At 63.7% G+C, this 19,201-nt stretch carries 22 protein-coding genes and 1 tRNA gene; 16 read left to right on the forward strand and 7 right to left on the reverse strand.

Annotated features, from left to right (window positions below; genetic code table 11):
* Nucleotides 1-103: 103 nt before the first annotated feature.
* Nucleotides 104-850 carry an SDR family NAD(P)-dependent oxidoreductase gene (locus tag Q0139_RS00390; protein ID WP_298015855.1) on the reverse strand — a complete coding sequence of 249 codons (747 nt, stop codon included), beginning with the start codon at nt 848-850 and terminating at the stop codon, nt 104-106.
* 154 nt (nt 851-1,004) lie between these two features.
* On the reverse strand, nt 1,005-2,447 hold the full coding sequence (locus tag Q0139_RS00395; RefSeq protein WP_298015857.1) for a sigma-54 dependent transcriptional regulator: 1,443 nt from the start codon (nt 2,445-2,447) through the stop codon (nt 1,005-1,007).
* 158 nt (nt 2,448-2,605) lie between these two features.
* On the opposite strand from Q0139_RS00395, the gene Q0139_RS00400 reads away from it, so the two are divergent.
* From Q0139_RS00400 to Q0139_RS00435, 8 genes are all read left to right on the forward strand, one after another.
* Nucleotides 2,606-2,755 carry an aa3-type cytochrome c oxidase subunit IV gene (locus tag Q0139_RS00400; protein WP_298015859.1) on the forward strand — a complete coding sequence of 50 codons (150 nt, stop codon included), beginning with the start codon at nt 2,606-2,608 and terminating at the stop codon, nt 2,753-2,755.
* 11 nt (nt 2,756-2,766) lie between these two features.
* Complete coding sequence (locus Q0139_RS00405; RefSeq protein WP_298015861.1) at nt 2,767-3,894, forward strand: Re/Si-specific NAD(P)(+) transhydrogenase subunit alpha; 1,128 nt, start codon at nt 2,767-2,769, stop codon at nt 3,892-3,894.
* Nucleotides 3,895-4,013: 119 nt separating this feature from the next.
* The gene (locus tag Q0139_RS00410) at nt 4,014-4,364 is read left to right on the forward strand and encodes an endonuclease domain-containing protein (RefSeq protein WP_298015863.1); all 351 of its coding nucleotides are present in this window, start codon (nt 4,014-4,016) and stop codon (nt 4,362-4,364) included.
* Nucleotides 4,365-4,368: 4 nt separating this feature from the next.
* Nucleotides 4,369-4,683 (forward strand): NAD(P) transhydrogenase subunit alpha, encoded by a 315-nt coding sequence (locus Q0139_RS00415; RefSeq protein WP_298015865.1) that lies wholly within the window; start codon nt 4,369-4,371, stop codon nt 4,681-4,683.
* A gap of 107 nt (nt 4,684-4,790) precedes the next feature.
* The gene (locus Q0139_RS00420; RefSeq protein WP_298015932.1) at nt 4,791-6,245 is read left to right on the forward strand and encodes an NAD(P)(+) transhydrogenase (Re/Si-specific) subunit beta; all 1,455 of its coding nucleotides are present in this window, start codon (nt 4,791-4,793) and stop codon (nt 6,243-6,245) included.
* Between the two features lie 213 nt (nt 6,246-6,458).
* Complete coding sequence (locus Q0139_RS00425) at nt 6,459-7,163, forward strand: amino acid racemase (RefSeq protein ID WP_298015867.1); 705 nt, start codon at nt 6,459-6,461, stop codon at nt 7,161-7,163.
* A 124-nt stretch (nt 7,164-7,287) separates the two neighbouring features.
* Nucleotides 7,288-8,205: a winged helix DNA-binding protein gene (locus Q0139_RS00430; protein WP_298015869.1), complete on the forward strand. Its 918-nt coding sequence runs from the start codon at nt 7,288-7,290 to the stop codon at nt 8,203-8,205.
* 61 nt (nt 8,206-8,266) lie between these two features.
* Nucleotides 8,267-8,342: transfer RNA gene (locus tag Q0139_RS00435), tRNA-Val, on the forward strand.
* A 151-nt stretch (nt 8,343-8,493) separates the two neighbouring features.
* On the opposite strand, the gene Q0139_RS00440 is transcribed toward Q0139_RS00435, so the two are convergent.
* Nucleotides 8,494-9,090, reverse strand: a complete 597-nt coding sequence (locus Q0139_RS00440; protein WP_298015871.1) for a hypothetical protein — start codon at nt 9,088-9,090, stop codon at nt 8,494-8,496.
* 246 nt (nt 9,091-9,336) lie between these two features.
* On the opposite strand from Q0139_RS00440, the gene Q0139_RS00445 reads away from it, so the two are divergent.
* Nucleotides 9,337-10,923, forward strand: coding sequence for a GSCFA domain-containing protein (locus Q0139_RS00445; protein WP_298015873.1), 1,587 nt, complete (start codon nt 9,337-9,339; stop codon nt 10,921-10,923).
* A gap of 12 nt (nt 10,924-10,935) precedes the next feature.
* Here the strand turns inward: Q0139_RS00445 and Q0139_RS00450 are convergent, their stop codons facing one another.
* The gene (locus tag Q0139_RS00450; protein ID WP_298015875.1) at nt 10,936-11,499 is read right to left on the reverse strand and encodes a helix-turn-helix transcriptional regulator; all 564 of its coding nucleotides are present in this window, start codon (nt 11,497-11,499) and stop codon (nt 10,936-10,938) included.
* A 407-nt stretch (nt 11,500-11,906) separates the two neighbouring features.
* Here Q0139_RS00450 and Q0139_RS00455 point away from each other — a divergent pair, with 407 nt between their 5' ends.
* The 7 genes from Q0139_RS00455 to Q0139_RS00485 all read left to right on the forward strand — a co-directional run bounded on the left by Q0139_RS00455 (nt 11,907) and on the right by Q0139_RS00485 (nt 17,161).
* Nucleotides 11,907-12,326 carry a DUF6456 domain-containing protein gene (locus tag Q0139_RS00455; RefSeq protein ID WP_298015934.1) on the forward strand — a complete coding sequence of 140 codons (420 nt, stop codon included), beginning with the start codon at nt 11,907-11,909 and terminating at the stop codon, nt 12,324-12,326.
* 32 nt (nt 12,327-12,358) lie between these two features.
* Complete coding sequence (locus Q0139_RS00460; protein WP_298015877.1) at nt 12,359-12,535, forward strand: hypothetical protein; 177 nt, start codon at nt 12,359-12,361, stop codon at nt 12,533-12,535.
* A 3-nt stretch (nt 12,536-12,538) separates the two neighbouring features.
* Nucleotides 12,539-12,943, forward strand: coding sequence for a very short patch repair endonuclease (locus Q0139_RS00465; RefSeq protein ID WP_298015879.1), 405 nt, complete (start codon nt 12,539-12,541; stop codon nt 12,941-12,943).
* Between the two features lie 39 nt (nt 12,944-12,982).
* A complete protein-coding gene (locus Q0139_RS00470) occupies nt 12,983-14,350 on the forward strand; it encodes a DNA cytosine methyltransferase (RefSeq protein WP_298015881.1) in 1,368 nt (455 codons plus the stop codon).
* Nucleotides 14,343-15,146 carry an endonuclease gene (locus Q0139_RS00475; protein WP_298015883.1) on the forward strand — a complete coding sequence of 268 codons (804 nt, stop codon included), beginning with the start codon at nt 14,343-14,345 and terminating at the stop codon, nt 15,144-15,146. Before Q0139_RS00470 ends, Q0139_RS00475 begins: the two co-directional genes overlap by 8 nt.
* Nucleotides 15,147-15,266: 120 nt before the next feature.
* Nucleotides 15,267-15,899, forward strand: coding sequence for a glutathione S-transferase family protein (locus tag Q0139_RS00480; RefSeq protein WP_298015885.1), 633 nt, complete (start codon nt 15,267-15,269; stop codon nt 15,897-15,899).
* A gap of 92 nt (nt 15,900-15,991) precedes the next feature.
* Entirely contained in the window at nt 15,992-17,161 is a 1,170-nt protein-coding gene (locus tag Q0139_RS00485) for a DUF3089 domain-containing protein (protein ID WP_298015887.1), read from the forward strand.
* Nucleotides 17,162-17,303: 142 nt separating this feature from the next.
* Here Q0139_RS00485 and Q0139_RS00490 read toward each other — a convergent pair whose 3' ends face one another.
* The 3 genes from Q0139_RS00490 to Q0139_RS00500 all read right to left on the reverse strand — a co-directional run bounded on the left by Q0139_RS00490 (nt 17,304) and on the right by Q0139_RS00500 (nt 19,055).
* Nucleotides 17,304-17,942, reverse strand: a complete 639-nt coding sequence (locus Q0139_RS00490) for a YiiX/YebB-like N1pC/P60 family cysteine hydrolase (RefSeq protein WP_298015889.1) — start codon at nt 17,940-17,942, stop codon at nt 17,304-17,306.
* Entirely contained in the window at nt 17,942-18,331 is a 390-nt protein-coding gene (locus Q0139_RS00495) for a DUF4878 domain-containing protein (RefSeq protein WP_298015891.1), read from the reverse strand. Before Q0139_RS00495 ends, Q0139_RS00490 begins: the two co-directional genes overlap by 1 nt.
* Nucleotides 18,332-18,473: 142 nt before the next feature.
* Entirely contained in the window at nt 18,474-19,055 is a 582-nt protein-coding gene (locus Q0139_RS00500; protein ID WP_298015893.1) for a YqaA family protein, read from the reverse strand.
* Nucleotides 19,056-19,201 lie beyond the last annotated feature (146 nt).

Here is a 19,201-nt window from a genome sequence, read left to right on the forward strand (position 1 = left end):
GCCGAAGGCGACGCGGCAATCCAGAGTCGTGGGCGACAGTCTTCGCGGCTCTGGATTGCTTCGCTTCGCTCGCAATGACGACTTTTTCCGGCTCGCCAGAGCGTTAAAGCGTATACCCGCCATCGCTGGTCAGCACCGCACCGGTGATCGTCGCGGCGGCGTCGGACCAGAGAAACGCGATCTGTTCGGCAATTTCGTCGGCCCTGGCATAGCGGCCGAGCGGGGTCGCCATTTCGGCCATCGCGTCGAACGCGGCCTGCTCGCCCTTTTCCGCGACCATCGCATCGAAGAATTCCATGCCGCGCCAGATCGGCGTTTCGACGCCGCCCGGCGCGATCGCGTTGACACGGACCCTGTTCGGCGCCGCTTCCTTTGCCGCGACTTTCATCAGCTGGATCAGCGCCGCCTTCGACGCGCCATAGGCGGCGACGCCCGGTTCGGCCTTGAACCCCGCTGCCGATGCCGTGCAGACGATCGATCCGCCCTCGCGGACATGGCGCAGCGCCGTCCGCAGCGTCAGGAACGCGCCGTCAAGATTGACCGACAGCACGCGCCGCCACTCGGCAAAATCGAGATGGGCGATCTCTCCCGCCGAAGAGATACCCGCATTGACGAGCGCATGGTCGATCCGGTCCAGCCCTGCCTCGATCCAGACCCAGAAATCGGGATCGGCAACGTCGCCGGCATGCAGCTCGGCCAGCCCCTCCCAATTATCATGCAGCGCATGGCGATCCCGATCGACGAGGATGAGCGCGCCGCCACGGTCGGCGACGAGCCGGGCGGTGGCGAGACCGATGCCCGACGCGGCGCCGGTGATGAGGGTGGTTTTGTCGGAGAAGTCGCTGGCCATACACGGCGGCTAGCAGCGGCAGGGCGGAGCGTCGAGCAGAGCGATCCTTGTCCCCCTCCCGCTTGCGGGAGGGGTTAGGGGTGGGCAGGGTCGAACGCTCAGTGCGCTCGTCCCACCCCCGGCCCCTCCCGCAAGCGGGAGGGGAGAAACATCCTCAAGCCGCGCTCGAGTCGATCCCCAGCTCCGCCAGCTTCCGGTAGAGCGTCGATCGCCCGATCCCGAGCCGCCGCGCCACCTCCGTCATTCTGCCGCGATAATGGCCGATGGCGAGGCGGATGACGTCGGCTTCGATCTCGGAGAGCGGGCGCAAATTGCCGTCGGCTTCGTAGAGTGTGATGCCGGGGCCCTCGGCAAAGGCGGGGACGGCGATGGCGTGGCCGCTGGGCCGCGCTTCGGCCAGCTGCACGGCTTGGGCGATATGCGGGAAATCGCTCGATGTCAGCGCCGCGCCTTCGCAGCCGATGGCGGCGCGGAACAGCGTGTCCTGCAGCTGGCGGACATTGCCGGGCCAGTCGTAGCGCATCAGCAGCGAGAGCGCGTCGTCGGTAATGCCGAGCGCGCGCATCCCCGGCTGCCCTGCGATCCGCGCGAGCAGATGGCGCGCCAGCGGCGGGATGTCGCCCGATCGCGCGCGCAAGGGCGGGATGGTCAGCTGGACGATGGCGAGGCGGTAATAGAGGTCTTCGCGGAAATTGCCGGCCGCGACCTGCTCCATCAGACCGTTGTCGGCCGCGGCGATGATCCGGACGTCCGTTTCGCGGCCGTAACGCGCGCCGATGGGGCGGACCATGCCGCTTTCGAGCGCGCCTGCGAGCTTCGCCTGGACATCCGCGGGAATGGCCGTGACCTCGTCGAGGAAGAGCGTCGCGCCATCGGCCTCGATCAGCTTGCCGAGATGCTTTTCGAACGCGCCGGCAAAGGCGCCCTGTTCATGGCCGAACAGCTCGGATTCGATGAGGTTCGCGGGCGCGCCGCCGCAATGGAGCACATGGAGCGGCTGCTTCGCGCGCGGGCTGGCCGCGTGAATGGCGCGGGCGAACACTTCCTTGCCGACGCCGGGTTCGCCGTCGAGCAGCACGGGCACGCGCGATCGCGCCGCCTTCGCGGCGATGGCGAGCGCGGCGCGGAAATCGGGCGAGGAGCCGACGATTTCCTCGAAGGGCAGCGATTGCGAGACCTTTTCCGAAAGCGGCCGCAATTCGCCGGGCCGCGCCTTGGTCTCCGTCGCCGCTTCGAGCGCGGCGATCAGCCGTTCGGGCGCGATCGGCTTGGCGAGGAAATCGCTGGCGCCGGCGCGCATCGCTTCGACCGCAATGGCGACGCGCGACTGCGCGGTAATCACCAGCAGCGGCAGGCCGGGCCTTGCCGCAACCATCCGCTCGATCAGCCCGATCCCGTCGGTCGTCGGCGCCCAGTAATCGATCAGGACGGCATCGACGGTCTCGCCATCGCCCGATTCGAGCAGCAGCAGCGCGTCATTGCCGTTTTCCGCGCGCAGCATGCGCCAGCCCGCGCGCGCGGCAATCGCGCCGATCAGCCGCCCCTGCGCCGGTTCGTCGTCGATCAGCAGCAATGTCCGTTCGCGCTCCGGCGTCATCCGCGCAGCCCCTCGTCATGGTTTCCTCCCTGTCCCATATCGGCACGGGGTAAAAACGGGCTTAAGCCGGGCGACTTTCCGGGAAACCGGCTTGTGGCGGCCCGAAGCGGCGGTTAGACAGACCCCCGACCAAGACACGCAACGGGGAATCACGCGAAATGGCCGACGACAAGAGCATGGAAGAACACTATGCCGAGATGGACTATACAGCCCATGACAACACCTATTCGGGCTTTCTCGGCATGCTGAAGGGTGGCATCATCGCGACGATCATCGCCGTCGTGATCGTCTTCTGGGCCATCACCTGAGCGCCCGCCCGGTGAAAATCGCCGTCCTGAAAGAGAGCGATCCGCTCGAAACGCGCGTGGCCGCGACCCCCGAAACGGTGAAGAAATTCACCGGTCTCGGCGCGCATATGGCTGTCGAAGCCGGGGCCGGCGAGACGGCGGGCTTTGCCGATGCGGATTATGTCGATGCCGGCGCCGTTGTCGGCCCGCGCGCCGAAATCCTGGGCGATGCCGATACGATCTTCTGCGTTCGCGGGCCGGAACCGGCGGAGATCGCGGGCGCGAAACAGGGCGTGCGGCTGATCGGTGCGCTCGATCCGTTCGGTCAGAAGGAACGCGTCGAGGCCTATGCCAAGGCCGGGATCGAAGCGCTGGCGATGGAATGGATGCCGCGCATCACGCGCGCCCAGTCGATGGACATCCTGTCCTCGCAATCGAACCTTGCCGGCTACAAGGCGGTGCTCGAAGCGGCGAGCGAATATGGCCGCGCCTTTCCGATGATGATGACGGCGGCGGGCACGGTCTCCGCCGCGAAATGCTTCGTCATGGGCGTGGGCGTTGCAGGGCTCCAGGCGATCGCGACGGCGCGGCGGCTCGGCGCGCAGGTCTCGGCCACCGATGTGCGGTCGGCGACCAGAGAACAGATCCAGTCGCTGGGCGCAAAGCCGATCTTCGTCGAGAGCGTCGAGGGGATCGAGGGCGAGGGATCGGGCGGCTATGCCACCGAAATGTCCGAGGAATATCAGAAGGCGCAGGCCGAACTCGTTTCGGGCCATATCGCCAAGCAGGACATCGTCATCACCACCGCGCTGATCCCGGGCCGCCCGGCGCCGCGGCTGATCTCGGACGTGCAGCTGGCGACGATGAAGCCGGGCAGCGTGATCGTCGACCTGGCGGTTGAACAGGGCGGCAATGTCGAAGGCGCGGTCGCGGGCGAAGTCGTCGTGAAACACGGCGTGAAGATCGTCGGCCGCCGCAACATGCCCGGCCGCCTCCCCGCCGACGCCTCGGCCCTCTATTCGCGCAACCTCCTCAACTTCCTCTCCGCTTTCTGGGACGAGGAGAAGAAGGAACCCGTGCTGCCCGAGGACGACGAGATCGTCATGGGCGTGACGCTGACGCGCGGCGGGGCCGTGGTGAACGAGAGGTTGAAGGGGTGAGCGAGCCGAACCCAGTTCCTCCCCGGAACGGGGAGGGGGACCGCGCGCAGCGCGGTGGAGGGGGCTCGCCGCCCATACGGCGGCCTGAGGTTTATGCTGCCCGCAAACTCCGCAGATCGATGACGCTGCCCGAGGGGTTGTTGTGGCGGGAACTCCGGAAACGCCCGGGCGGCTTCAAGTTTCGGCGGCAGCATCCGCTAGGATCGTATATCGCCGATTTCGCTTGCCTCTCGGCACATCTGATCGTTGAAATCGACGGCATGGCTCATGAAGGTATTCCGGCCAGCGAAGCCGATACGCGCCGCGACCAATTTCTTCGCCAACAGGGTTTCACCGTACTCCGTCTTCCCGCGAACACCGTGCTGCAAGATATCGAAGCGGCTATTCGCGCCATCGTCGCGCAAGCCGAAAACCCCCTCCACCAGCCTGCGGCTGGTCCCCCTCCCCGTTCCGGGGAGGAACTGGAGTAGATCTATGGACTTCATTTCCATCCTATCCGTCTTCGTGATGGCCTGTTTCGTCGGCTATTATGTCGTCTGGTCGGTGACGCCGGCGCTGCATACGCCGTTGATGAGCGTCACCAACGCGATTTCTTCGGTGATCATCGTCGGTGCGCTGATCGCGGCGGCGGCGGGGGACGCGGTGGGCGGCGAGGCGGCGAAATGGCTCGGCCTGGCCGGTGTCGTGCTCGCTTCGATCAATATTTTCGGCGGCTTTGCCGTCACCGAGCGCATGCTCGCCATGTACAAGAAGAAGGAGCGCCCCTCGCGGGAGCGCGGAGAAGCGTGATGGGCCTCCTCTCCTCCGTCATCCCCGCGAAGGCGGGGATCCATCGCCCGACGGTTTCCCTTGGCCGCACGCTCTGGAGCTGGATTTCCGGCTTCGCGGGAATGACGATGTTCTTGAGTTCTCCGGCATATGCTGCCGGCGGCACCGCGGACATCCCCGCCTGGGTCGCGCTCGCCTATCTCGCCGCCGGTGTGCTCTTCATCCTCGCGCTGCGCGGTCTTTCGAGCCCGGAAACGAGCCGCGCGGGCAACCGGTTCGGCATGCTCGGCATGCTCATCGCCGTGGTCACGACGCTCGTCACGCACGAGATTGCGAGCCTGGTCGAGATCCTGATCGCCATCGGCATCGGCGGCCTGATCGGCTTCGTCGTCGCGCAGCGGATCGCGATGACGGCGATGCCGCAGCTCGTCGCCGCGTTCCACTCGCTCGTCGGCATGGCCGCCGTGCTCGTCGCCGCGGCCGCCTATATGAACCCCGGCGCCTTCGGGATCACCGATGCCGCGGGCGTGCTCCTTCCGGTCAGCCGGGTCGAAATGGGGCTCGGCGTTGCCATCGGCGCGATCACTTTCAGCGGCTCGGTCATCGCGTTCCTTAAGCTCAACGGCAACATGTCCGGCGCGCCGATCCTGCTGCCGGGACGCCATGTCATCAACCTGGGCACGCTCGCGGTCATCCTCGGGCTGATCGTCTATTTCTATTTCGTCGGATCGCCGCGCATCGACACACCCTGGCTGTTCTGGACGGTGACCGGGCTCGCTTTCCTCGTCGGCTTCCTGCTGATCATCCCGATCGGCGGCGCGGACATGCCGGTCGTCGTCTCGATGCTCAACAGCTATTCGGGCTGGGCGGCGGCGGCGCTCGGCTTCACGCTCGGCAACACGGCGATGATCATCACCGGTGCGCTCGTCGGCTCGTCGGGCGCGATCCTGAGCTACATCATGTGCCGGGCGATGAACCGGAAGTTCCTCGCGGTGATCGCCGGCGGCTTCGGCGCGGAAAGCGGCGGCGGCGGCGCGGCGGCGGCCACCGATCGCCCGTGGAAGCGCGGCAGCGCCGAGGACGCGGCCTTCCTGATGAAACAGGCGGAAAACGTCATCATCGTCCCCGGCTACGGCATGGCCGTCGCCCAGGCGCAGCACGTCCTCCGCGAGATGACCGACATGCTGAAGGAAGAGGGCGTCAATGTGAAGTTCGCGATCCACCCGGTCGCGGGCCGGATGCCGGGGCATATGAACGTGCTGCTCGCCGAGGCGAACGTGCCCTATGACGAAGTGTTCGAGCTGGAGGACATCAACTCCGAATTCGGCCAGGCCGACATCGCCTTCGTCATCGGCGCCAACGACGTCACCAACCCGGCGGCGAAGACCGACAAGTCCTCGCCGATCTACGGCATGCCGATCCTCGACGTGGAAAAGGCGAAGACGGTGCTGTTCGTGAAGCGTTCGATGGGCGGCGTCGGCTATGCCGGTGTCGACAACGACGTCTTCTACATGGACAACACGATGATGCTGCTGGGCGATGCCAAGAAGATGTCGGAAGAGATCATCAAGAATCTGGATTGATCGCGCTGGGCATGTTTCCAATCGTCATTGCGAGCGAAGCGAAGCAATCCAGAGCAAAGCAGGGCAGCGCTTGCCGCTCTGGATTGCCGCGTCGCCTTCGGCTCCTCGCAATGACGGTGTTTGTGGAAGTGCTAGTTTCGATCTAGAGGATGCGTGCGATCTCGCGGGGAACCCGATGGCGTCGCGCCGCGTTCTTGGCGAAACACACCAGGGATGGATATGCGAAAACTGGGTCTCATCGGCGGGATGAGCTGGGCCTCGACGGCCATTTACTATGAGAAGATCAACCGGATCGTCGGGCAGCGGCTCGGCGGCCGCCACAGCGCGCCGATCGTCATCGACAGCCTCGATTTCGAACCGATGGCTGTGGCAATGGGCGAGGGCGACTGGGATTTTCTCACCGAAACGCTCCGTGCCTCGGCGAACCGGCTGGTCGATGCGGGCGCGGAAAGCCTCGTCATCTGTTCCAACACCATGCACAAGCTGCACGCGCGGCTGTCCGAGGAGATCGCCGTCCCGATCCTCCATATCGGCGATGTGACCGCCGATGCGATGCAGGAGGCCGGTGTGCACAAGGCCGCGCTGCTCGGCACGCGCTTCACGATGAGCGAACCGTTCATGCGCGACCGGCTGCGCAGCCACGGCATCGAACTCATCCTGCCCGATCCGGAGCGGATGGCGGAGATCGACCGGATCATCTTCGAAGAGCTGGTAAAGGGCGAAGCGCGCGTCGAATCGAAGCGGACGATGAAGACCTTCCTCACCAATATGGAGAAGACGGGGATCGAGGCCGCCGTGCTCGGCTGCACCGAACTGGTGATGATCGTCAATCCGAACAGCAATGTCGTGCCGATCTTCGACACGACGACGATTCATGCCGAAGCGGCGGCGGAATGGGTGCTCGCCGACGCGGCGTGAATTTCTCTCCGTTTCGGAGATAAATGACCTGCCATCCGGAATTTCGTCCGCCGTTCCGGACCCTTCGTGCCTTCTCGGTCCGCTTTGGAGCGAATATGCTCCGGAACGAACGGAGGGGGCGGCAATGACAGCAAGCAATGAGACGGCCTTTGAGGACGGGCCGGCGATCCTCGCGATTGCGGATGGCGCGGCGGGCCTGGCGCGGATCGGACGCGCGGCGCGTGCCGTGAACGGGCGGGTGGTGGCCGAGGTCGAACCTGCCGGCGCCGTCGAACGGCTCAAACGGCAGGCGGCGCTCGATATCGCGATGCTCGATTGCGAGGATGGCGATGCCGGCACGCTCGATCCGCTCTTTTCGGCGCTCGACGAAGCGGCGGCGAGCGGGCTTTGCCGGGCCGTGGTCGCCGTCCCGCTCGACCTGCTCGACCTCGCCGATGCAAGGCTGGCGCACCGCGATATCCAGTTGCTCTGTCAGCCCGGCCCGCTCGATCTCGCCGCCGCCACGGGCGTCGCGTCGGTGCGGCCGCCGCTGACGCTGCATGACAATAGCCGTCGCGAGGCCGAGGAGCTTGCCAGGCTCGGCGAGGAAGTCGCGCGGATTGCCGAATCGCTCGCCCGGCTGGCGAGTGGCGAGGAGGGAGGGTCCGCCGGTTCGATGCGTGAGGCGCCCTTCCAGTATCGCGCGGCCCCGGTCGAGACGGCCGACATCGGCGCCGAGGATGTCCGCCGTCTGATCCGCCACCGCCGGATGCGCGACCGCTTCTTCGACGGCGCGCTGTTCGCCGATCCGGCCTGGGACATATTGCTCGATCTGATGGCGGCGCGGATCGAAGGCCGTCCGGTTTCGGTCTCCAGCCTGTGCATCGCCGCCGCCGTTCCCGCGACCACGGCGCTGCGCTGGATCCGCACGATGACCGATCGCGGCCTGCTCGTCCGCGATGCCGACCCGCGCGACGGCCGGCGCGTCTTCATCCGGCTGGGCGACGAGGCGTCCAGGGCGGTCTCCGCCTGGTTCGCCGCGACGCGCGCGGACCCGGACTAGCGCCCGCCGCTTGCACAACGCTTCGCCTTTTGGCAAAGGCGCGGCGCATCGAAGCTGGTGCGGGCGCTTAGCTCAGTTGGTAGAGCATCTCGTTTACACCGAGAGGGTCGGCAGTTCGAGCCTGTCAGCGCCCACCAGCCTTCGCTCGCTACGCGAGCTTCGGCTGGCGAGCCAGCCGTAGCGAAGTTTGCAGCGAAGGCTGCGCGCGACTTGTGCACCGTAGCTTCAGCGTAGGCGCGAGCCTTGGCGAAGGCGGGATTTATCCACTTGGGCGCAGGCGCGCTCCAGCTAATTCCCGCAGGGCGGGTCCAGGGGCGGAAATGGTCTTTGCGACGCCAGTGGCCGGCCCCATGATTCACGCCTGCGAATTGCCTCGGCCCGGTTTTCGGCGTCGACTTCGGCGCGCGCGGCGCAATCATAAGCCTCGAACCCCACGCGCGAGAACCGCGACGTCATCTCGTAGCTTGGGGCAAAGCGCACGCCTTCGATATCGACAAAGGCGGGACCGTACTCGTTCCGGGTTACCCTCACCCTTTGGTTCGGAAGCGGGGGAGGGTCGGCGGTCTCGCTGCGCACGGCGTCCGGCCGGCAGTCCGCGATCCGGTCGGCAATGACGGCGACAATGTCGGGTACGCCGAGATAGCGCGATACCCCGAGCCGTTCATGATCATATTGTGCGCAGTCGAGCGTGGGTCGCTCGCGCCCCGGGAAGACGCCGCAAGTACCGAAGGCAAACATCGGTTCCGTGTCCGATGTCCAAATCGGCAGCGAAGCGAAGACCGGCGTATCGCCCCGCGCCGCCACGACCCGCTCGACATCGGCGCAGAAGTCCGAGCTCTCTTGCGCATGCGCGGTGCCGGAGGCGATCGTCGCCGCGGCCGCCATCGCGATTTTGAGTTTTTCTCTCATCCAGGCACTCCATGCCGACCCGACTTAGGAGCTTGCACATCCGCTTTGCGTGATGCCCGTCACAACCGATCGCTTGCCGCCTTATGTCGCGCGCCGGGCGCAAAGCCAATCCATGGACGGGCTGGCCGCAAATCGAGCGGCGGCAACTCCAGTCCGGTTCGAAACCACTAAATAATTGTAATTGGCGCTGTTATTTTTTTCTGAGTGCCTTATTTGACCGGCATGCCACTGATTGACGTCGATTCAGAAACCGCATTGGCCTCCCTTAAGGGCAATGCCGCCGCCATGTGGCCGCGGCGCGGCGAGCCCAATCGATTGAGCCCGATCGCCCGGCCGCGTCTCAACCCAAATTTCGTGCTTGAGCCGGGGGAGAAGATCTTCACCATCGGTTCCTGCTTCGCGCGCAATGTCGAGAGGGAGCTTGCCGCCCAAGGGTTCGTGCTACCCGCGCTCGATGCCATTGCGGCCGATGAAGACTTCGCCGCCGTCGGTTCGGGCGTGCTCAACAATTACGGCACGCCGTCGATCTACAATGAAATCCACTGGGCGCTCGAACAGGATTATGAGGAGCGGGAAACCTTTTTCCCCCTCGCCGGCAAATGGGTCGACATGCATTTGCACACTCATCTCCGTCCCAAGCCGATCGAGGTCGTGCGGGCCCGGCGCGCCGCGATCGTCGAAGCCTATCGGCAGATACCGGAATGCAGGGTGGTAGTCATCACGCTCGGCCTGGCGGAGGTCTGGCTGGACACGGAAACCGGCATTTATCTCAACACCCCGCCGCGACGGGGCATGTTGCGCGAGGCCCCCGACCGCTTTCGCCTGCAGATCCTGTCTTTCGAGGAAGCCGCGGGATATTTGCGCAAGGCGATGGAATTGATCCGGCGGCACGGCCGCGAAGATGTCCGCGTCGTGCTGACGGTTTCTCCCGTCCCGCTCACTGCCACCTATCGCCCGATCGATGTGATGGAAGCCAATTGCTATTCGAAGGCGGTGTTGCGTGTGGTCGCCGAACATATTCGCAGCGAGTTCGATTTCGTCGACTATTATCCGAGTTTCGAAAGCGTCACCCTGTCGGAACGCAGCGTCGCCTGGCAGGAAGACGAAGTCCATGTGACGCCGGATGTCGTTGCCGTGAACATCGATCGCATGGTCGAAGCCTATAGCAGCCGCAAAGAGCTTTCCCTCGATACGATACGCGACCTGATCCAGTCCGAACGTCCGCAGAAGCTATTCAAGCTGCTCGCGAAATATCCCGAATATTTCGACCATGGCGATGTCGCGGCGGCCTATGTGAATGCCGCGATCAGGACGAACAATGTCGACGAGGCCGCGAAATGGCTTCACAAGGCTGACGATCCGAGCGGGCTGTTTACGGCCCATATTGCCCTGCTCAACGGCGATCCGCACAAGGCGTTGGCGTCGCTCAACGAGCCGCCCGGCGACAATCGGCTGACCGGGCAATATTACGGCGTCACGATGGGCGCCAATTTGCAGCTGGGGAAGTTCGCCGAAGCGGAAAAGGCGCTGCACGCCTGGACCAAGCGGTCGCCGAAATCGCACGAACCCTATCGCATGATGGGCGAGTATACGGCGAAAGTCGATCTGGAAGCGGGCCGGAAATGGTATGCCCGCGCCTATGATATCGCCGAAAACCTGCCCCGCATCACGATCGAATATGCCGAAGTCCTGCTCGCCCTGGGCGAAGTCGTGAAGGCCAAGGCTTTGACGGAGAACGTCAAGGGCGTGACGCCGAGCATGGAGCGGCGGCTCGAAAAGGTACGCTCGGCGATCGAACTGCCCGGCTGACCGGCAGGGCCGCTACAGCGCCCGCACCATCTTCACCGCCATGCCGATCCATGCCGGATCGCTGATCACCTGCTGCCGCCCGCCCGCGCCCAGCGGGAGGAGTTGCAGCCGGTCTCCCTCGCGCCCGATCAGCCGGCCGAACAGGAAGCGGCCGGCGGGACGGGGGACGAGGACGTCGCGGTTGAGCGCGGTGGCGAATTGCTCCGGCTCGAGCCGCGCGCACCAGATCTCGTCGCCGGCGCGATAATCGCCGACGCCGGTTCGCACCTGGACGGCGACCATGCCCGGCTCCGGGCGGGGCAGGGGGAGCGCGATCTCGTGCCGCGGCGCGTCGCAGCCATCGGCGTCGAGGATCGCCGCCACGGGCAGGTCGGCGCGCTCGGGCAGCTTGACGAGATCGCCCGCATCGACGCCCAGCGCATCGGCGATCCGGTTGAGCCAGCCGACCGACACGGTCCGCATCCCCGTCTCCAGCCGCCCGATCGTCTGCGCCGTGGTCGGCGGGTCGCAGCGCTCGGCGACCTCGGCCAGCGTCAGCTTCTTCGCCTTGCGGATTTCACGGATCGCGGTGATCATTCGGGGCCTCCCTACCAAACCCTCTCCCATCGGGAGAGGGATGTGAGCTCTTGATGAGCGAAGCGAATTTAGAGCGAGCTGGGTGAGGGGATCGCACCTGCCGATAGCGCGCTGCCCCTCATCCAACTCCAACTAGGCTCGTTCCTCGCCAAGTTTCCGTATCCTTCTCCCGCCGGGAGAAGATTTTTACCAATATGGTTTTTCCCTGTCCTACATATGCGCCGCAATGGCAAGGCCGCTTTTCCCTGTTCACGAGGAGAACCGCCTTGCCGAAACGCCGCAAAACCCGATCAACTCCTGCGATCCGCACCGACGGCCCCCGCCGCCTTGCCGAACGGCCGCTGCCGCAGGACGGCACGCCGCGCGTCGAGGCGGTCCGGCCCGGCGAACCGAAGCGGCGCGGGCGGCTGGCGCGCTCGGTGACCGTAAACCTCGCCGAATCGCCGCTGGCCTGGCTGCATGCGCGCGGCATGGTGAGCGCGCGGCAGTTCGATGCGGGCGAGGCGCTGCGGCGCGATTACGAGCTGTCGCAGCTCGGCCCGCGCGTGACGATGCAATGGGACGCGCCGCCACAGGGCAAGGTGCCGCGCGGCGCGCCCCGTATCGCCGATCCGCATGGCGGCCAGATCGCGGCGAAGGCGCGGTTCGACGGTGCGATCGACGCCCTCGGCCCGGGCCTCGCCGATATCGCCTGGCGCGTGCTGTGCGCGGGCGAGGGGCTGAAGGCGGCGGAAGGCGCGCTCGGCTGGCCGGCACGCGCGGGCAAACTCGTCCTCTCGCTGGCCCTCGACCGGCTGGCCGACCACTACCGCCTGCCGGGGGATTGATGCGGCGCGACCGCTCGGCCATTGAGGGGGGCATGCGGCTGGGCTGGCAGGAAATCAGGCAAAGAGCGCGCGACTTCTCCGCCGAATGGAAAGACGCGCACTATGAAAAGGGCGAAACGCAGACTTTCTACAACGAGTTCTTCCGCATCTTCGGGTTAGACCGGCGGATCACGATGATCGAATGCGTTTTTGCGAAGCTAACGCAGTAGCTTATGGTAGACAACAGATCGAAAGAGAGCCGGAGCCGACTAATGTCGCGTATCGGCTCGCGCGATACTGCGCCAGAACTCATCGTTCGGAAGTTGCTCTACAGGCTCGGCTATCGTTACAGGCTGCATCACAAGGGTTTGCCCGGCAAGCCCGACATCGTTTTTGCCGGACGTAAGAAAGCGATCTTCGTGCATGGTTGCTATTGGCACGGTCACGGCTGCAAAATCGGGAAACTGCCCAAGTCCCGACTCGACTATTGGCAACCGAAGATTGAACGGAACCGGCAGAGGGATGGAGAAAAGCGAGAGGCCTTGGAAAATATGGGGTGGACAGTGCTGGAAGTCTGGCAATGCGAGACCAGAAATATGCGAACACTGCAGGATATCCTGCAAGATTTTCTCGATTGAATTTTTCGATCGACATTCCTGTTTTGTTCTGATAGGGTCATGCGAATCGACAGCGCCGAGGAGGACCCAATGCGACCGATAGGTATCGATCTTTTCGCCGGCGCCGGTGGGATGAGTCTAGGTTTTGAGCAGGCAGGGTTCGATGTAGTCGCCGCTGTCGAAATCGATCCCGTTCACTGTGCCGTTCACAAATATAATTTCCCGCACTGTGCTATTCTTCCGAAATCCGTTGTCGATACGACTGGAGAAGAAATCAGGGAACAAGCAAAAATCGGTTCACGGGGGGTGGATGTCGTGTTCGGAGGCGCGCCCTGTCAGGGATTTTCGTTAATCGGGCAAAGGGTTTTGGACGACCCCCGGAACGCTTTAGTAAAGGATTTTTTGCGTATTGTTTCCGAACTCGATGCGCGCCATTTCGTGTTCGAAAATGTAAAGGGTCTCACGGTAGGTAAGCACCGTCAGTTCCTTGAAGAGTTTATCGAGGAAGCTGAACTTCTCGGTTATCAGGTCCGTTTGCCGTGGAAAGTCTTGAACGCCGCTGATTTCGGAGTACCGCAGAATCGCGAACGGCTCATATTGTTCGGTTCTAAGTCAGGTAGGTCGTTGCCTGGCTACCCGCGCGCTTCGACACAACCTGCTGATCGTCCATCTGACCTCGATCCAAGTTTGCCTATCGGCCCGACCGCGTTCGATGCGCTGGACGATTTGCCGAACGCCGAATCGTTCGAGGCTTTGAAGTCAACCGACGAGGTTGAGACGCGCTCGTGGAATCAGCCGGGGAGTTACGCAGCCGAGATGCGCTGCCTTTCCAATCGCTCGTGGCATTTTGGCCCCGCGCGTGAATGGACGCCGAACTTGCTTACCTCAAGCGCCCGGACCGAACATACCGCTATTTCTCGGCGCCGTTTCGCGGAGACCCTGCCGGGTACGGTCGAGCCTATATCGCGTTTCTACAAACTGGCGCCGGACGGCCTGAGCAATACTTTGAGAGCCGGCACCGATGGCGCACGTGGAGCATTTACCAGTCCCCGGCCTATCCACTATGCTTACAATCGTTGCGTGACCGTTCGCGAAATGGCGCGCCTGCACGGTTTCCCGGACTGGTTCCGGTTTCACGAAACCAAATGGCATGGTGCGCGACAAATTGGAAACTCTGTGCCACCGCCGATGGCACGGGCGGTAGCTGAAAGCGTAATCCATGCGCTGGGGTGGTGCCCCGAAGAGTCTTTCGAGACGGTGACACTTGGTGACGACCGGCTTTTGCGGATGACAGTATCGCAGGCAGCAAACTATTTCGGTGTTGAAGCACCTGGTACAAGGCGCGACAAGAAAAGTGGTGCTACCAAGCGAAAGCAGGAAGAGATCGAACGTCAGCGAATATTGGAGAGAGCGTACGAGAATGTCTGACTCCGGGTCTTCTGACAGGGCGAACTCCTACCAGGATATCGCCGAGACAATATTTTTCGAGAAATATCGCGAAGGTATTTCGAATATCGATTTTGAACGGGAAGACATACCGCGTGTAGCAAAATCGTTGGGCGTAAAAATTCCAAAAAATCTGGGTGATGTGGTCTACGCGCTGAGATACCGTATAAAAATGCCGCCAAAGATAATCGCCACTCAACCGGAAAAAATGGAATGGGTTATCGAAGGTAGGGGCAGGGCAAAATATAGATTTTCTCTCGTGACCCTAAATCATGTATTGCCTCGTGAAGATTTACAAACAATTAGGATTCCGGACAGTACGCCTGAAATTATTCGCGCCTATGCGCTTGGCGATGAGCAGGCCTTGCTAGCAATCGTGCGCTATAATAGACTCATAGACATATTTCTTGGTATTACGACTTATAGTCTTCAGAATCATTTGCGTACGACAGTAGCAGGCGTCGGTCAGATCGAAATCGACGAACTTTATTTTGGAATCGATAAGCTCGGCTGCCATTACGTTGTTCCGGTGCAGGCAAAAGGGGGGAGCGACCGCATTTCTGTAGTACAGACAAAACAGGATTTAGATTGGTGCGAGGAGCGGTTTTCCGGAACCAGAGCAAGGGCCATTTCGGCCCAGTTCATTGGTAGGGACAAAGTTGCGATGTTCGAACTGGCCGTGGAAGAGAATATGGTCGTCGTCGTCGAAGAGCGACACTATCGATTGGTTCCCGCCAAGAAACTGGATTCGGATGCGATCGTAAACTATCGTCAGTAGGATAAAACAATTGCCTGAACGGTGCTCAATGCGCTCCGCTCCCAACCCACAATTCACGTTGCAAAATGCAACCGACCTGCTACGCCCATGGGGTAGTCCCTATCCAGCAGGAGTCGTTCGATGATCATCTACGGTGCTTCGCTTTCGCCCTTCGTCCGCAAGGTCGCGGCCTATGCCAATGAGCGCGGGCTGGACTTCGAGCATCGGCAGGTGCCGCCGGGTGCCGATCATGCCGAATTCCGGGCGGCATCGCCCTTCGGCAAGGTGCCGGGGTTTGCGGATGGGGATTACAGGCTCTCGGACTCGTCCGCGATCATCCATTATCTCGAGGCGAAATATCCCGAGAATCCGCTGCTGCCGGCCGATGCCGAGGCGCGGGGGCGCGCGGTCTGGTACGACGAGTTCGGCGACACGATCCTGGTAGGCGCGGCCGGCGCGATCTTCTTCAACCGGGTGGCGGCGAAGCTGCTCGGCGCCGAGCCCGATCTCGCGGCGGCCGACCGGGCCGAGGCGGAGACGCTGCCGCCCGTGCTCGCCTATATCGAGGAGCAGCTTGATGGCGACTATCTGATCGGCGACAGGCTGACGCTGGCCGATCTCGCCGTGGTCAGCCCGCTGCCCAACCTCGACTACGCAAAGGCGAAGATCGACTGGGCGGCCTATCCGAAGCTGAAGGCGTATAAGGACCGGATTCTCGGGCGCGAGAGCTTCGCCGCATTGCTCGCCGCCGATCGCGCGTTCATGGGCGGCTGATCCTCTGGACCCCGGCGCGGAGCAGGGCTAGTTTCCTCCCCGCGAAAAGCAGAAGCGCGAAACGCGCCGCTTCGATTGGGAAGAGGGACATCATGAAAAACACCTATTTGCTCGCAGCCGCGGCCGCGATCGGCATTGTCGCGCCCGCCCAGGCCGATAACCATGACGCTGCGGCCGATACGCCCGACTATGCGCTCGGCCAGAACTGGCTGTGCCTGCCGGGCCAGCGCGATGCCTGCGAGGTGTCGCTGGCGACGACGCGGATCGATCCCGATGGCACGCTGACGGTGGAGCAGAATGCGATCGCCGAAAACCCGGCCTTCGATTGCTTCTACGTCTATCCGACGGTTTCGCTCGATGAGGGCGGCAACAGCGACATGGTCGACAATGAGGAGGAACGCCGCGTCGTCGCCGTGCAGGCGGCGCCGTTCCAGCAGGCGTGCCGGATGTACGCACCGCTCTACCGGCAGGTGACGCTGACGGCGCTGCGCCGGGCGATGGCCGGTGGCGGCTTTGCGGGGATGGACCGCGACATGACGATCAACGACGTGCGCGCGGCGTGGAACCATTATCTCGACCATCACAATGAGGGGCGGGGCGTGCTGCTGATCGGGCACAGCCAGGGATCGGGCGTGCTGACCCGGCTGATCGCCGAGGATATCGACGGCCAGCCTGTCGCCGAGCGGATGATCGCCGCCTATCTGATCGGCACCAATGTCGGCGTCGCCGAAGGTGCGGATGTGGGCGGGGCGTTCCAGAATGTGCCGCTCTGCACCTCCGCCGACCAGACCGGCTGCGTCGTCAGCTTCGTCAGCTTCCGCGAAGATGTACCGCCGCCCGCCGCATCGCGCTTCGGCAAGGTCGAGGAGGCGGGGCAGCGCGCCGCCTGCGTCGCACCCTCGACGCTGCTCGGCGAGGATACGCTCGATGCGTGGTTGGTGCCGATGGCGCTCTCGTCGAGCAATCCGCCTGCGCCATGGACCGAGGCCGATCCGGCGATCGAAACGCCGTTCGTGCGCGTGCCGGGGCTGGTCTCGGCCGAATGCGTCGACAGCGGCGACTTCACCTATCTCGCCGTCACGACGCATGGCGACCCCGCCGATCCGCGCACCGACACGATCACCGGCGATGTGATGGCGGGCGGGATGCGGCTCGACGATTGGGGGCTGCACCTGATCGACATGAATCTGGAGATGGGCGCGATGGTCCGCCTCGCCGAACGCCAGGCGGCGGCCTGGATGGCGACGCAGGGGGAGGAGTAGGTAATCCTCTCCGGAGCGGGGAGGGGGACCAGCCGCAGGCTGGTGGAGGGGCACATGCCCCTTGAGCGCAACGCTATTGGATGGTGCCCCTCCACCATGCTGCGCATGGTTCCCCTCCCCCTGTGGGGGAGGAACGGCAAGGTCAGGACCGCCGCGCGTCGACGCGGACGAATTCGCCCGAACGGATGAAGTCCGCCGGGTAGACGATATTGCCGAGGATCGATCCGTCGATGCGCGGCGCGAAGGCGAAGGGCAGGGCGGCGCCGCTATCGGCGAAGGCCAGCATGATCAGTTCGGTGCAATAGAGCTTGCTCTGGTCGCCGGCGTCGAACTGGTCGTCGAAGGGCGTGCCGCGATCGGCTTCGATCCGGGCGCGGGCGGCGGCTTCGAGAGCCGTCGCTTCGGGCAGGTCCGCGCGGCGGTAGAAGACGATGTCGCTGGCATAGCGGGCGTCGTTGAAGGTTTCGAGCGGCACGCGTTCGACGCGGCCATGGCCGCCATGTTCGGGCGGCGCGGCGTGCACGATGTAGACGGTGCCGTCCGCGGCGATATCGACCATGCCGACATGCGAGAAGGTGCCGAAAGAGGCGAGGCGGACGGCGTCGGCTTCCCAGCCGCGCCCGGCGCGAAAGACGAGATCGCCCGATCTCAGCGCCGTTATATCGATGTCAGAAGTTTCGACCCGGGGGCCGGAAAAGGCGGAACTGCCGGGCACCGACAGCATGGCGGCGAATGCCGCCGCCGCCGGTGCCCAGAATCCCGCAATACGCGATGGGCTCACTAGCCCTCCATGCCGACATACCAGGTGCCGTCGACCATGGTCAGCGTGTCCTGGTCTTCGCTGGTTTCGCCATTGCCGAAGGTCACGGTGTAGGAAACGGTGGCGGTGTTGCCGTCTTCGCTGATTTCCTCATTGGTCACTTCGATGCTGTCGATGCCGCCCTGGGCTTCGAGCTGGCTCGCCGCCATCGGCGCGACCATTTCGAGCTTCGGACGGACGGCGTCACGCTGCGACGGCTGGATATGCTCGATCGCGGCATCGACGTCGCCTTCGGCGAGCGCCATGTTGAAGTCTTCGACGACATCGCCGGGACCACCGCCACCGCCGCCCGAACAGGCTGCTGCAACGGCAAAGAGAACAGGCGCGAAAAATTTGAAAAGGTTTTTCATTGAACCCCCCTATAAACAGGCGCCCGATTGGCGCAGGAGGACTCAACCTAGCCCGGTCCCGAAGACGTGTCTATCGCCAACATCCGGCGGAATTCCCCGGGATTCGCTTTACGTTCTTTCGTCCAGACGCGCCGAAACGCGGTCAGAAGAGATAGCGAATCGCGAGGAAGCCGCCGACGGCGAGAATGCCGACCACGGTCGTTACCAGCGCGAAATGCTTGTCGATCAAACGCTTGACCGGCTCGCCGAACTTCCAGAGCAGCGCGGCGACGAGGAAAAAGCGCGCGGCGCGGGAAATGATCGCCGCGCCGATCAGGATGTAGAGCGGCATCATCGTCGCGCCCGCCGCGATGGTGATGACCTTGAACGGCAGCGGGGTGAAGCCTGCCAGCAGGACGATGATCCAGCCCTGATCGTTGAACTGTTCGCTGAAGCCCGCGAAATCCTCGCCCAGCCCGTAGAAATTCAGGATCGGCTGGCCGATCGTCTCGAACAGGAAATAGCCGATCGCATAGCCGAGCAGCGCGCCGAGCACAGAGGCGACGGTGCAGATGAAGGCGTAGCGAAAGGCCCGCTCGGGCCGCGACAGGCACATCGGCAGCAGCATCGCGTCCGGCGGGATCGGGAAGAAGCTCGATTCGGCGAAGGATATCCCCGCCAGCCATCGTTCAGCATGGGGATGCGCCGCCTTGTCGAGCGTCCATTCATAGAGGCGTTTCAGCATGGAAGGGCCTTAGGGCGGATGATGGCGGGCGTCAGCAAGGAAATGTCGCGAGGGCGTGATCGAAAGCCTCGTCATTGCGAGCGAAGCGAAGCAATCCAGAGCTAAAAAGGGCATCGCTTGCGGCTCTGGATTGCCGCGTCGCCTTC

This window comes from uncultured Parasphingopyxis sp. (genome assembly GCF_937129435.1).
GTDB lineage: Bacteria > Pseudomonadota > Alphaproteobacteria > Sphingomonadales > Sphingomonadaceae > Parasphingopyxis.

Excerpts from the sequence above, each read along its gene's own strand:
- Q0139_RS00425 (WP_298015867.1), top strand. The coding sequence starts at position 6,459 with ATGGATATGCGAAAACTGGGTCTCATCGGCGGGATGAGCTGGGCCTCG.
- Q0139_RS00410 (WP_298015863.1), top strand. The coding sequence starts at position 4,014 with ATGACGCTGCCCGAGGGGTTGTTGTGGCGGGAACTCCGGAAACGCCCG.
- Q0139_RS00400 (WP_298015859.1), top strand. The coding sequence starts at position 2,606 with ATGGCCGACGACAAGAGCATGGAAGAACACTATGCCGAGATGGACTAT.
- Q0139_RS00430 (WP_298015869.1), top strand. The coding sequence starts at position 7,288 with ATGACAGCAAGCAATGAGACGGCCTTTGAGGACGGGCCGGCGATCCTC.
- Q0139_RS00390 (WP_298015855.1), bottom strand. The coding sequence starts at position 850 with ATGGCCAGCGACTTCTCCGACAAAACCACCCTCATCACCGGCGCCGCG.
- Q0139_RS00415 (WP_298015865.1), top strand. The coding sequence starts at position 4,369 with ATGGACTTCATTTCCATCCTATCCGTCTTCGTGATGGCCTGTTTCGTC.
- Q0139_RS00480 (WP_298015885.1), top strand. The coding sequence starts at position 15,267 with ATGATCATCTACGGTGCTTCGCTTTCGCCCTTCGTCCGCAAGGTCGCG.
- Q0139_RS00460 (WP_298015877.1), top strand. The coding sequence starts at position 12,359 with ATGCGGCTGGGCTGGCAGGAAATCAGGCAAAGAGCGCGCGACTTCTCC.
- Q0139_RS00470 (WP_298015881.1), top strand. The coding sequence starts at position 12,983 with ATGCGAATCGACAGCGCCGAGGAGGACCCAATGCGACCGATAGGTATC.
- Q0139_RS00485 (WP_298015887.1), top strand. The coding sequence starts at position 15,992 with ATGAAAAACACCTATTTGCTCGCAGCCGCGGCCGCGATCGGCATTGTC.
- Q0139_RS00450 (WP_298015875.1), bottom strand. The coding sequence starts at position 11,499 with ATGATCACCGCGATCCGTGAAATCCGCAAGGCGAAGAAGCTGACGCTG.
- Q0139_RS00465 (WP_298015879.1), top strand. The coding sequence starts at position 12,539 with ATGGTAGACAACAGATCGAAAGAGAGCCGGAGCCGACTAATGTCGCGT.
- Q0139_RS00395 (WP_298015857.1), bottom strand. The coding sequence starts at position 2,447 with ATGACGCCGGAGCGCGAACGGACATTGCTGCTGATCGACGACGAACCG.
- Q0139_RS00420 (WP_298015932.1), top strand. The coding sequence starts at position 4,791 with ATGTTCTTGAGTTCTCCGGCATATGCTGCCGGCGGCACCGCGGACATC.
- Q0139_RS00445 (WP_298015873.1), top strand. The coding sequence starts at position 9,337 with ATGCCACTGATTGACGTCGATTCAGAAACCGCATTGGCCTCCCTTAAG.
- Q0139_RS00475 (WP_298015883.1), top strand. The coding sequence starts at position 14,343 with ATGTCTGACTCCGGGTCTTCTGACAGGGCGAACTCCTACCAGGATATC.
- Q0139_RS00440 (WP_298015871.1), bottom strand. The coding sequence starts at position 9,090 with ATGGCGGCCGCGGCGACGATCGCCTCCGGCACCGCGCATGCGCAAGAG.
- Q0139_RS00500 (WP_298015893.1), bottom strand. The coding sequence starts at position 19,055 with ATGCTGAAACGCCTCTATGAATGGACGCTCGACAAGGCGGCGCATCCC.
- Q0139_RS00495 (WP_298015891.1), bottom strand. The coding sequence starts at position 18,331 with ATGAAAAACCTTTTCAAATTTTTCGCGCCTGTTCTCTTTGCCGTTGCA.